This is a genomic window from Maribacter sp., assembly GCF_039974175.1.
Taxonomy (GTDB): Bacteria; Bacteroidota; Bacteroidia; order Flavobacteriales; family Flavobacteriaceae; genus Maribacter_C.
On sequence record NZ_JBDWJN010000010.1, the window covers coordinates 600,548 to 612,955 of the forward strand.

Here is a 12,408-nt window from a genome sequence, read left to right on the forward strand (position 1 = left end):
AGTGTATTTAAAAGATAAGAAAATTGATATCGCTATACTGCAGGTCAAACCATTCGCCAACAGACTTACTGGTCAATATGCCGTGGTACATATACAAACCGTTTCGCAATCCTTTGTCAAAACGAAGCGAATTTTCAAGTCCGCCGTCTTCGCCTAGCTTTAATAAATAAGGAGTGAAGATATTGCTTATTGAGATGGTAGCGGTTTTAGGGTATCGAGACGGTATATTTGGTACTGCATAATGTATGACACCAAACTTTTCTATGGTGGGCTTTTCGTGAGAGGTAATCTCACTGGTTTCAAAACAGCCTCCCATATCGATACTTACGTCTATAATCACTGCCCCTTTCTTCATGGTTTCCACCATGGTACTTGAAACGACCACAGGAGAACGGTCTTTTCCGCGCGTCGCACCAATAGCAACATCACAACGTCGCAAGGCTTTCTTAAGATTTTTGGGTTGTATGGTAGAGGTGTAAACGGTTTGTTTCAAATTCGTTTGAATGTTTCTTAGTTTGGTAATCGAATTGTCGAACAAGCGTATATTTGCTCCCAGACCCAATGCAGAACGCGCCGCAAACTCCCCTACAGTTCCGGCTCCTATAATGACCACTTCGATTGGGGGTACACCGCTGATGTTTCCGAACATAAGACCGTTACCATCATTGGTGGCTGCTAAAATTTCTGAAGCGATAAGTACTGATGATGTTCCGGCTATCTCACTTAACGAGCGTACAACCGGGTACTTGCCATCTTCATCACGAATGTATTCAAATGCTACGGCTGTAATTCTTTTATTGGCAAGTGCTTCAAAATACTTTTTAGATGCGGTCTTTATTTGCAGGGCTGAAATAACAGTGCTCTGCGGATTTATCCATTCAATTTCCGATAGGGTAGGTGGTTCTACCTTTAAGATCAACGGGCAACCAAATACTTTTTTGGTATCTCCTGTCACTTCAGCTCCGGCCTCTGTGTATTCGATATCGGTATAAAAGGCACCTTCGCCCGCACCAGATTCGATCAGTACGCGATGGCCGTTTGCGGTAATGGCGTTCACAGCATCTGGGGTAAGACAAACACGTTTCTCTCGATACAGGTTCTCTTTAGGAATACCTATAAAAAGCTCGCCCTTTTGCTTGAGTACTTCAAGGGTTTCTTCTTGCGGCAGTAATTGTTGTTTGCTAAATGGTGAGGTGGGTTGGCTCATAGAACGTAATTGTAAGCAACGGATCTACCGCTGTAATCAAAATTACAATTTTTATAGGAATTCTAAATTGTAAAGTAGAAAACTGATAATTTATAGAAACCAGTTTTTTAGGCTGTTTTGAAAGTTGCGAAGCCGTTGTGCTAATTTGGCCGTGGAAAGCTCTTGATCGATCCATTCCGATAATGACCGATAGTCAACTTTGGGTAGCTCAGCTTTGGGTAGCTCAACCTTATTGGCCTCGATGTTCTGTTGCTTTAATCTTTTTTGCTTTAGTGCATGTAGTTCGGCCTCCATGGCCTCCAAGTCAATACCGTGTACATGCCTGTCATATAGCTTTATTCGAATTAGATATACAAACGGAATGATTACCATACAGATTGGTAATAACCACCAAATATTTTCGGTATCTACATAGAGGTCATCTGAATATATAACCTCAAATATCTGAAAGGCATACATCGCAATAGGAATTAGAATAATATGATACCACCAATTTTTTGATGTTAAGAACCAAAATATCATTAGGTAAAGTGGTACAAGCTTACTCATTAAAAACCAAGCGTAAGTGGAAATATCGGGAAAGCCATTATTGTCGATGGTCATTCCAAAAAAAGAAATGGTGGCTTCAGGATTTTCAGGTAAATAATCGTAAAGTTTGTAGATGAATGGAGAAATAGCAACAAAAAAAACTAGGGTAGATTCAATGAAGATCTTCCTTTTTGCCTTTTTACTTTTGTTTCTATCAGTCATTTTCAAATGGAATGTATTTCGCTAACGACAAAACTTAAAAAATAGTATAAAAAAAGGGACAACTTACATTGTCCCTTGTTCAAATACAGTTTTTTATAAACTAGATTTTCTTCGTTAGTTTAGATTTGTCAACACCAACCTCATAAAAATCATCTTCTTCTGCGGTATTGTTTGGTTCACAAGAAACAGCTAATAATGTTACACAAGCCAATAGGCCAAAAATAAATCTTTTTGCTTTCATTTTCATTAAGTTTTTAGTTAGAATAGGACTTTTTCTCATTTCAAAAGTAGGAAATTAGTGTTAATTATTTTAACAAAAAATGTTAAAATCATGCACTTAAACGTTAAAAAAGCATGTTTTGTCGATTTATTTGCCTTTTTAAGAAGATAAATACAATAAAATCTGACAAAAAACGATATGAAATTTGCTTAATTCAAGCTTTGAAAGCTAAACAACTGAAAAGAATTAAGAATCTCAGTGCCGCATTTAATAAAAAGAAAGTACTATTACAAAGTGATTTCTCTTGTTAAAGGATCTATGATTGCAATATGTATAGGGAAGTTATCTTCTGGTAAAAAAGTTTTTATTTTTTCAGGCCATTCAATAAAAACCCAGACATCTTGATCTAGATACTCATCAAAACCCAGATCCAAAACCTCGGTTTCGTCTTCTAAGCGATAGCAATCAAAATGATACCCCAATATTTCACCGTCGGTATGATGATATTCATTTACAATTCCGAATGTGGGACTGTTTGCGGCATCGGCACCACCTAATGCATTGACTATTGATTTGATTAATGTGGTCTTGCCAGCGCCCATCGGGCCGTAAAAACATAGGGTTCTTGATGTCGCCTTGGTGATTAGCTCGTTGGCTACCTGCTCGATGTCATTTTGTGTGTAGGTCATTTTCATTTTTAGTTGTCATCGGGAAAGTTATTTAATTCCTGTAAAAAGAAAATCCATGATTTGAATTAAATCCTCTTGTTTTTTGATGTCTAATTTTTCTGCTTTTATAAATTTTTCCACCAACTTTCCCTTTTCCTCAAAAAATGCAACAAATTTTTTCTTTTTCCTTGGAAGAGCGACTATTTGTGATGAGTTCGTTTTAAAATCTGAAATATAATACAAATCGTTTACAGCAATAAATCGAGCATACTTTTCATCTTGATAAGCTTCTACTTTTGGTTTTTCTATGAACTTTTTTCGTTCTTTTTTAAACAGACGAAACGATTCAGTTTCTTTTACAAGTTCAAAAAATGATCTGCTTTTAACACCTTCATTGCTAAAGGTGCCAGTGTAATAGAATTTGTTTGACCCGTCTAAAAGTTCAATTTTGAAATCTTTTTGCAAGTCAACTATTAAGTTTTTACCAGATTTAGACTTTAATTCGATGACGTCGTCAACCAGATTGAAACGCACAAACTGCGTTTTGTCTAGATAATCAAGCTTTACCGGAATGAATGCTTCGTTACTATAAGGAGAACCCTCGGCCTTGTCGTATTTTTCGGGATTATATGCCGGGTTAAACACTGCAATATCAATGGTATTGTCCTTGACCTCAACAAGCTGAGCAGAGACCATATAGGAATATAGGCCAAGGCAAATGCACATGGCCAATTTCAAGTTGGATAATTTGATTCGTACGGGTATCATAGCTTTATCTTGGATCGAGCACTACAAAAGGAATAATCATCTCCTCTAAAGAAATACCACCGTGCTGATAGGTATTTCTGTAATAACTTACATAATGGTTGTAGTTGTTCGGATAGGCAAAAAACAAATCGTTTTTTGCAAATACAAAAGAACTGCTCATATTAATACTAGGCAAATGAATACTTTTGGGGTCTTGGGCAGCTAACACGTCTTTCTCTTCATAAGTTAGACTTCTTCCCGTTTTATAGCGCAAGTTTAGGCTCGTATCTTTATCACCAATGAGCTTGGAAGGTTGCTTTACGTTAATGGTACCATGATCTGTGGTAATAATCAATTTCATTCCCATAGCCTGGGCCTGTTGAATAATTTCCAATAAGGGTGAATTTTTAAACCAACTTTGGGTAAGCGAGCGATATGCCTTATCGTTCGATGCCAATTCTTTAATGACCTCCATTTCTGTTTTGGAATGCGAAAGCATATCTACAAAGTTGTACACGATTACCGTTAGGTCATTGTTTTTTTGCGATCTAAAGTTTTGAGACAATTGCTTACCTTGTTTCAGACTTGTTATTTTATGATATTCCCATTTCAAGTCGAGACCAAGCCGGTTAATTTGAGCTCCTAAAAATTTATCCTCGAACATATTTTTACCGCCTTCATCAGTGTCATTTTTCCACCAATCTGGATGCCTTCTTTCCATATCCAAGGGCGTCAATCCTGAGAAAATGGCATTCCGCGCATACTGTGTCGCAGTGGGAAGAATGCTCAAGTATGATTCTTCTTTCGTTTTTTTGTAAAAGGAGTTAACGCTATCTTCAAAGGCGTACCATTGATCATATCTCAAATTGTCTACAACAACCAAGAGGGTAGGAGTTTGACTTAATTCAGGTTGCACCCATTCTTTAAACAGCGTATGTGACATCACCGGGCCTGAAGGATCGGTAAACCAATCTTGATAGTTACTCTCTACAAACTTTCCGAACTGGTTATTCGCCTCTACCTTTTGAGATTCCAATATTTCAAACATGCCCGTATCTTCGATATCTTCGAGCCGCATTTCCCAATAAATCAGTTTCTTGTACAATTCTACCCATTCCTCATAACTGTTAACCATTGCTAAATCCATCGCAATCTTCCGAAATTCCTGCTGGTAGTTTGAGGTAGTTTTTTCGGAAACCAGACGCGAATGGTCAAGATTTTTCTTTAAAGACAATAGAATTTGATTCGGATTTACAGGTTTAATTAAATAGTCGGCGATCTGCGAACCAATGGCTTCCTCCATAATAAACTCTTCTTCACTTTTGGTAATCATAACCACGGGTAGCGTAGAGTTCATCACCTTGATTTCATTCAAGGTTTCAAGTCCCGAAATACCAGGCATATTTTCGTCTAGGAAAACAATATCAACTTGAGACTCTGAAAGTTCCTCAAGTGCTTCCTGGCCACTTTTGCTGGTAATTACATTATAGTTTTTTCCTTCGAGGAAAATAATATGCGGTTTTAAAAGGTCGATCTCGTCATCGACCCAAAGAATCGTTATTTTGTTCATGTATTGGTACTAGTGTTTGAAGTGTGTAAAATCATCTTTTATGATATTGGTAACACCGCATAAAGTATACCAAGATGTCGCGGCATTTGCATAACTTTGGTTCGTTAATAAACTTATTTTGACAGAATCGAACAAGCTTAAGATTTTCAATGATCCAATTTACGGATTTATTCGAATCCCCAATACGCTGATTTTTGACCTGATAGCGCATCCATACTTTCAAAGACTAAGGCGAATATCGCAAATGGGGCTTTCATATTTAGTCTATCCTGGTGCCCATCACACACGATTTCATCATGCTTTAGGAAGTATGTATTTGATGCAGAAAGCGATTCAAGTGCTTCGTTTTAAAGATGTTGACATTTCTAAAGAAGAGGAAGAGGGTTTGTTATGTGCCATTCTGCTGCATGACATTGGGCACGGTCCGTTTTCACATGCTATGGAAAACAGCATTGTCGAAGGGGTGCATCATGAACATATTTCCTTGCTTTTTATGGAGGAGCTCAATCAAAGGTTTAACGGAAGTTTAACGGTTGCCATTGCCATTTTTCAAGGAAAGCACCCAAAGAAATTCTTAAATCAATTGGTTTCCAGTCAATTGGATATGGACCGAATGGATTATCTAAAGCGCGATAGTTTTTATACAGGGGTTGCAGAAGGCAATGTCAATGCAGAACGTTTAATAACTATGCTTACTGTAGTAAATGGCGCGTTGGTGGTAGAGGAAAAGGGCACCTATTCAGTTGAGAAGTTCTTGATGGCTCGGCGTTTTATGTACTGGCAGGTATACCTTCACAAGACAGGTATTGTCGCAGAACAGTTGCTGATTCGAATTTTAAAAAGAGCGAAAGAACTTTTGAAAGATGGTGTTGACCTAAGTTGCAGTGATGCTTTAAGGTTTTTTATGACTCATAAAATCAGTGAAGCTAATTTTGACACTTCCGTTCTCGAACAATTTTCAAAATTAGATGATGTCGATATTCTTGCGGCCATAAAGTTATGGCAGTCACATACTGATCTTGTGCTTTCGAGACTTTGTCAAATGGTACTCAATAGACAGTTGCTAAAAATTAAATTGAAAAACAAGCCCATTGGTAATGTTGTTTTTGAAAAGCATTTTAAACAAATAAAATCGAAATACAATTTATCTGATGCAGAAGCGGGCTATTTTGTCTTTAGGGGTATTATTGAAAATCGCGCGTATAATGCCGATAGGCAGAATATCAATATCTTACGAAAGAATGGAAAGATAACTGATGTAGCCAAGGCGTCTGACCATCTGAATTTAAAAGCGCTTTCAAAAACTGTAACCAAGTATTATATGTGTTTCCCCAAAGATTCTGTATAAGCTGAACTAGAATTAGGTTTAACTATTTTTCTTACTTTTGTGCTCATGGTTTTTACAGCAAGTCAGATTGCAGGTATCTTGGAAGGTGAAGTAGACGGAAATCCTGAGATAGCCGTGCATAAGCTAGCCAAGATCGAAGAGGGTGAGAAGGGTTCTTTGACCTTTTTAGCGAACCCTAAATATACGCCTTTCATCTACACTACAAAGGCTTCTATAACCATCGTAAACAAAGACTTTACACCAGAACAGCGCCTAGATACGACCTTGATAAAAGTTGAAGACGCCTACGAGTCTTTTTCTAAATTATTGGAGTATTACGATCAGGTTAAAAACACAAAAACGGGTATTGAAAACCCTGCTTTTATTGCTGAAAGCGCTACATATGGTGAAGGTTTATATATGGGAGCTTTTTCATATGTAGGTGAGAATGTTGTGATGGGGAAAAACGTAAAAATTTACCCAAACGCCTATGTCGGTGACAATGTGAGTCTCGATGACAATGTGATCATATTTTCTGGTGCCAAAGTCTATTCTGAAACAATTATTGGTAAAAACTGTGTGATACAAAGTGGTGCCATTGTTGGTTCTGATGGTTTTGGGTTCGCTCCAAATAAGAACGGTACCTTTAGTAAGATTCCTCAAACGGGCAATGTAATTCTTGAAGATGATGTAGATGTTGGTGCGGGCACTACTATCGATAGGGCGACTATGGGCTCAACAATTCTAAGAAGAGGGGTCAAGCTTGACAACCAAATACAAATAGCACACAATGTTGAGATAGGAGAGCATACTGTAATTGCCGCTCAAACCGGTGTTGCCGGGTCTACCAAGATAGGAAAACACTGTATGATCGGCGGACAGGTTGGAATTGTGGGTCATATTACCATAGGCGATAATGTGCGAATACAAGCGCAGTCGGGTATTAGCAGAAACGTGAAAGACAACGAAACTTTACAGGGTACACCTGCCTGGAATTATGGAGACTTCAATAAGTCATATGTACATTTTAAAAATCTCCCCAAAATTGTAAACCAAATTAACGAACTGGAAAAAAAGATTGATAGTGATAACGACTAACAATAAACAAAGAACGATAGCCAAAGAAGTCATTCTTAAAGGTGTAGGGCTTCATACGGGTGAAAATGTAACCATGAAATTTGTTCCTGCTCCCGAGAATCACGGCTATGCTTTCAAGCGTGTAGACCTAGAAGGAGAGCCCATAATCGAGGCTGACGCTAACTACGTAGTAAATACGCAGCGTGGAACCAATTTAGAGAAGCACGGCGTAAAAATTCAAACCTCTGAACATGTTTTGGCTGCCTTAGTTGGTATGGAAATCGATAATATTCTTATTGAACTAGATGCTCCTGAACCTCCCATTATGGATGGGTCTTCTAAATATTTTGTCGAAGCTTTGGAAATTGTTGGCGTTGTTGAACAGGAGGCCGATAGACCAGAGTATGTGGTCAAAGATGTAATATCATACAAGGATGAATCAACAGGTAGTGAGATTACGGTTATACCCGCAGATAGTTATCAAGTAACTACAATGGTCGACTTCGGTACCAAGGTTTTAGGAACTCAGAATGCTACCTTAAACGACCTATCTGAGTTCAAAACGGAAATTGCCGATGCACGTACGTTCAGTTTTTTACACGAGCTGGAAGCATTGTTGGAGCATGGTCTGATCAAAGGAGGTGACTTGAACAATGCCATTGTGTATGTTGATAAGGAAATCTCGGCTGAAACCATGAAGAAATTAGAGAAGGCGTTTGACAAGGAAAAACTTTCGGTCAAACCCAACGGCATTCTTGATAACCTTACCTTGCATCAACCCAACGAAGCTGCCAGGCACAAGTTATTAGATGTCATAGGCGATTTGGCTTTGGCGGGCACAAGAATACGGGGTAAGGTAATTGCAAATAAGCCAGGGCACTACGTCAATACTCAGTTTGCAAAAAAACTTTCAAAAATTATTAAGACCGAGAAAAGGAATAATGTTCCTCAGGTAGACTTGCACCAACCTCCACTGATGGATGTGACGAAAATCATGGAGATGTTACCACACAGGCCTCCTTTTTTGTTGGTTGACAAAATTATCGAACTCTCAGATACACATGTTATAGGAATGAAAAATGTCACCATGAATGAACCCTTTTTCGTAGGACATTTTCCAGGTGCACCAGTTATGCCAGGAGTATTACAATTAGAGGCTATGGCGCAAACCGGTGGTATTTTAGTTTTGAGTACCGTTCCTGACCCCGAAAACTATTTGACTTATTTGCTTAAGATCGATAACGTTAGGTACAAGCAACAAGTGGTTCCGGGTGATACGCTTATATTCAAACTAGATTTGATGTCTCCGATTCGTCGCGGTATATGTCAAATGCACGCCAAGGCTTATGCGAATGGAAAACTAGTTTCTGAAGCGGAGATTATGGCACAAATTCTTAAGGTAAAAGGAAACTAGAATGAATCAACCCCTTGCTTATATACACCCCGGTGCGAAGATTGCTAAAAATGTAGTAGTTGAGCCTTTTACCACAATTCACAATAATGTCACGATTGGTGACGGCACCTGGATTGGTTCTAATGTTACCATTATGGAGGGTGCGCGAATCGGTAAAAACTGTAATATCTTTCCCGGAGCTGTAATTTCGGCGCCGCCACAAGACCTAAAATACGAGGGTGAAGAAACTACGGTTACCATAGGTAACGGTACAACCATTCGCGAATGCGCAACAATACATAAAGGAACTTCCGATAGAAACAAAACAGTAATTGGTAAAAATTGTCTGATTATGGCCTACTGTCATGTAGCTCATGATTGTTTGGTAGGCAATAATTGTATCTTTTCCAACAACTCAACACTTGCAGGCCATGTTACCATTGGTGATAATGTTATTTTAGCCGGATTGGTTGCAGTGCATCAGTTCGTATCTGTTGGGCAACATGCCTTTGTAACAGGGGGGTCTTTGGTTAGGAAAGATGTTCCACCTTTTGTGAAAGCTGCTCGTGAACCGCTTTCCTATGTAGGTATTAACTCTGTAGGACTGCGTAGAAGAGGCTTCAAGTCTGAAAAAATACGAGAGATACAGAATATATATCGTATTCTTTACCAGAAGAATTACAACAACAGCCAAGCCGTACAGATTATCGAAGCTGAGATGGAGGCTACCCCTGAAAGAGACGAGATTCTACAATTTATTAGAGATTCGCAAAGAGGAATCATGAAAGGCTATTTTAGCAATAATTAATAATAACCATAGACCAAAAGAAGAATGGCATCTACATCAGATATAAGAAAAGGACTGTGCATCCGATACAATCACGATATTTTTAAAATTATTGAATTCTTACACGTTAAACCAGGAAAGGGCCCTGCATTTGTAAGAACTAAATTAAAAAGTGTTACTACAGGAAAAGTCATAGACAATACGTTTTCTGCCGGGCATAAGATTGATGACGTAAGGGTAGAAACTCGTTCGTATCAATACTTATATGCCGAAGGAGAAACGTATCACTTTATGAATACTGATGATTACAATCAAATTACCCTTGAAGAAAGTTCTCTTGATGCTCCCGGACTTTTAAAAGAGGGGGAAATAGTAAAGGTGCTTTTCAATACCGAAGACAGTATGCCATTGTCTGTAGAAATGCCGGCAAGTGTAATACTTGAAGTAACGTATACTGAACCTGGTGTAAAAGGCAATACAGCAACAAATGCGACCAAACCCGCTAAGGTAGAAACAGGGGCCGAGGTGAACGTACCACTATTTATCAATGAAGGTGATAAGATCAAAGTTGATACTGAAAAAGGTGCGTATATGGAACGTGTAAAGGAGTAATTCAAACCAGTTTAAGTACGTGCGATTTCCTATAACTTACACTTTAAAACAAATTGCAGAAATCATTGATTCTGAATATGTTGGGTCAGATGATTTTTCAGTTTTTGGAATGAACGAAATACATGTTGTTCAGGAAGGTGAAATCGTTTTTGTAGACCACCCAAAATATTATGACAAGGCTTTGAATTGCAAGGCATCTGTAATTCTTATTAATAAAGAAGTGCAGTGTCCGGAAGGAAAAGCGTTGTTGATTTCAGACGACCCTTTTCGAGATTTTAATACGCTTACAAACTTCTTTAGGCCTTTCGAAAAGTCAACTACCGCCATTGCCAATTCAGCCAAAATCGGAAAAAATACTGTTGTACAACCCAATGTTTTTATAGGTAACAACGTAGTTATAGGTGATAATTGCTTAATACATGCCAATGTTTCTATTTATGATAATTGTTTTTTGGGCAACAACGTAATTCTGCATGCAGGATGTGTGTTGGGCTCAGATGCATTTTACTACAAAAACCGACCTGAGGGATTCGATAGGTTGATTTCTGGTGGTACCGTTGTGTTGGAGGATGATGTCGAACTTGGTGCAGCATGCACTATTGATAAGGGCGTTACAGGAGCCACCACTATTAAGAAAGGCACCAAACTAGACAACCAAGTACATGTTGGGCATGATACCGTAATCGGTGAAAAATGCCTAATCGCTTCTCAAACCGGTATAGCCGGTTGCGTGATTATTGAAGACGAGGTAACAATTTGGGGTCAGGTGGGCACTAATTCTGGAATTACCATAGGCAAGGGAGCGGTAATTATGGGGCAAACGGGGGTTACAAAATCTGTCGCTGGTGGTAAAAGTTATTTTGGCACGCCTATAGAGGAGTCTCGAGAAAAATTGAAGCAGTTGGCATATGTGAAAAAAATTCCTTCAATCCTAAGGAAATTAGAAGAATAGAATAATAAGCTGGGTATTGCTTTACATTTCGTTTGCAAACCTATATTTTTGTGCAGCAAAAAATAAACCGATTTATACATGAGCGTTTTAGTAAATAAGGATTCAAAAATAATAGTTCAAGGTTTTACCGGTAGTGAAGGAACTTTCCATGCCGGACAAATGATTGAATATGGTACCAATGTTGTTGGTGGTGTTACACCAGGTAAAGGTGGTCAAGAGCATTTAGGCAAACCCGTTTTTAATACAGTTACCGAGGCTGTTGAAAAAGTTGGTGCCGATACTAGTATTATTTTTGTTCCACCAGCTTTCGCCGCTGATGCGATTATGGAGGCCGCTGATGCTGGCATTAAGGTCATCATTACCATTACCGAAGGTATTCCTGTAGCCGACATGGTCAAAGCCTCAAATTATATAAAAGAGAGAAATTGCCGATTGGTCGGACCCAACTGCCCAGGAGTAATTACCCCAGGGGAGGCCAAAGTAGGTATTATGCCAGGATTCGTTTTCAAAGAAGGAAACGTTGGAATCGTTTCAAAATCTGGTACCCTGACCTATGAGGCTGCTGATCAAGTGGTGCGTCAAGGTTTAGGCATAACTACGGCTATCGGTATCGGGGGTGATCCTATTATTGGAACTACCACTAAAGAAGCGGTAGAGTTATTGATTAACGACCCAGAAACAAAATGTGTGGTAATGATCGGAGAAATTGGCGGACAGTTAGAAGCTGATGCAGCGAAGTGGTACAAAGCCAGTGGAAGTCAGAAACCAGTGGTTGGTTTTATTGCTGGTGAAACTGCGCCCGCAGGTAGAACCATGGGACATGCTGGAGCCATTGTAGGTGGAAGTGATGATACGGCCCAGGCCAAAAAGAAAATCATGCGAGAACATGGAATTCATGTAGTAGATTCTCCAGCGGAAATCGGAAAGAAAGTAAAAGAAGTTATGGGATAATTAGAAATGTGTTAAACATTCTTAAATTTTCCTTCCAGTTAAATCCATCATTCTTACTTTAGTGTGATGGATTTTTCTTTCCACACGTCTGTTTGATATGGCGTCTGTTTAAAATTTATCAAATCCAAGTACAAATCGATCAAAAAT

General features: G+C 38.7%; 13 protein-coding genes. 7 read left to right on the top strand and 6 right to left on the bottom strand.

From position 1 onward, the window contains the following. Positions 1–7 precede the first annotated feature (7 nt). The 6 genes from ABJN95_RS11770 to ABJN95_RS11795 all read right to left on the bottom strand — a co-directional run bounded on the left by ABJN95_RS11770 (position 8) and on the right by ABJN95_RS11795 (position 5,162). Positions 8–1,207 carry an alanine dehydrogenase gene (locus tag ABJN95_RS11770; protein ID WP_348370598.1) on the bottom strand — a complete coding sequence of 400 codons (1,200 nt, stop codon included), beginning with the start codon at positions 1,205–1,207 and terminating at the stop codon, positions 8–10. 90 nt (positions 1,208–1,297) lie between these two features. Further along, a complete protein-coding gene (locus ABJN95_RS11775; protein ID WP_348370599.1) occupies positions 1,298–1,957 on the bottom strand; it encodes a hypothetical protein in 660 nt (219 codons plus the stop codon). Between the two features lie 100 nt (positions 1,958–2,057). Next, positions 2,058–2,198, bottom strand: coding sequence for a hypothetical protein (locus ABJN95_RS11780; RefSeq protein ID WP_348370600.1), 141 nt, complete (start codon positions 2,196–2,198; stop codon positions 2,058–2,060). 266 nt (positions 2,199–2,464) lie between these two features. Further along, positions 2,465–2,866 carry a tRNA (adenosine(37)-N6)-threonylcarbamoyltransferase complex ATPase subunit type 1 TsaE gene (tsaE, locus tag ABJN95_RS11785; RefSeq protein ID WP_348370601.1) on the bottom strand — a complete coding sequence of 134 codons (402 nt, stop codon included), beginning with the start codon at positions 2,864–2,866 and terminating at the stop codon, positions 2,465–2,467. A gap of 27 nt (positions 2,867–2,893) precedes the next feature. Next, positions 2,894–3,613, bottom strand: a complete 720-nt coding sequence (locus ABJN95_RS11790; protein WP_348370602.1) for a hypothetical protein — start codon at positions 3,611–3,613, stop codon at positions 2,894–2,896. Between the two features lie 4 nt (positions 3,614–3,617). After that, a complete protein-coding gene (locus ABJN95_RS11795) occupies positions 3,618–5,162 on the bottom strand; it encodes a bifunctional response regulator/alkaline phosphatase family protein (protein ID WP_348370603.1) in 1,545 nt (514 codons plus the stop codon). Between the two features lie 118 nt (positions 5,163–5,280). On the opposite strand from ABJN95_RS11795, the gene ABJN95_RS11800 reads away from it, so the two are divergent. The 7 genes from ABJN95_RS11800 (at position 5,281) to sucD (ending at position 12,261) form a co-directional block, all read left to right on the top strand. Next, positions 5,281–6,510 (top strand): HD domain-containing protein, encoded by a 1,230-nt coding sequence (locus tag ABJN95_RS11800; protein WP_348370604.1) that lies wholly within the window; start codon positions 5,281–5,283, stop codon positions 6,508–6,510. A 45-nt stretch (positions 6,511–6,555) separates the two neighbouring features. After that, entirely contained in the window at positions 6,556–7,587 is a 1,032-nt protein-coding gene (gene lpxD, locus ABJN95_RS11805; RefSeq protein ID WP_348370605.1) for a UDP-3-O-(3-hydroxymyristoyl)glucosamine N-acyltransferase, read from the top strand. Continuing rightward, positions 7,574–8,980: a bifunctional UDP-3-O-[3-hydroxymyristoyl] N-acetylglucosamine deacetylase/3-hydroxyacyl-ACP dehydratase gene (locus tag ABJN95_RS11810; protein ID WP_348370606.1), complete on the top strand. Its 1,407-nt coding sequence runs from the start codon at positions 7,574–7,576 to the stop codon at positions 8,978–8,980. Before lpxD ends, ABJN95_RS11810 begins: the two co-directional genes overlap by 14 nt. Position 8,981: 1 nt before the next feature. Continuing rightward, complete coding sequence (lpxA, locus tag ABJN95_RS11815; RefSeq protein ID WP_348370607.1) at positions 8,982–9,767, top strand: acyl-ACP--UDP-N-acetylglucosamine O-acyltransferase; 786 nt, start codon at positions 8,982–8,984, stop codon at positions 9,765–9,767. 24 nt (positions 9,768–9,791) lie between these two features. Next, complete coding sequence (efp, locus tag ABJN95_RS11820) at positions 9,792–10,358, top strand: elongation factor P (RefSeq protein ID WP_348370608.1); 567 nt, start codon at positions 9,792–9,794, stop codon at positions 10,356–10,358. Positions 10,359–10,377: 19 nt separating this feature from the next. Then, entirely contained in the window at positions 10,378–11,310 is a 933-nt protein-coding gene (locus ABJN95_RS11825; protein WP_348370609.1) for a UDP-3-O-(3-hydroxymyristoyl)glucosamine N-acyltransferase, read from the top strand. A gap of 78 nt (positions 11,311–11,388) precedes the next feature. Beyond that, positions 11,389–12,261, top strand: coding sequence for a succinate--CoA ligase subunit alpha (gene sucD / locus ABJN95_RS11830; RefSeq protein ID WP_348370610.1), 873 nt, complete (start codon positions 11,389–11,391; stop codon positions 12,259–12,261). Positions 12,262–12,408 lie beyond the last annotated feature (147 nt).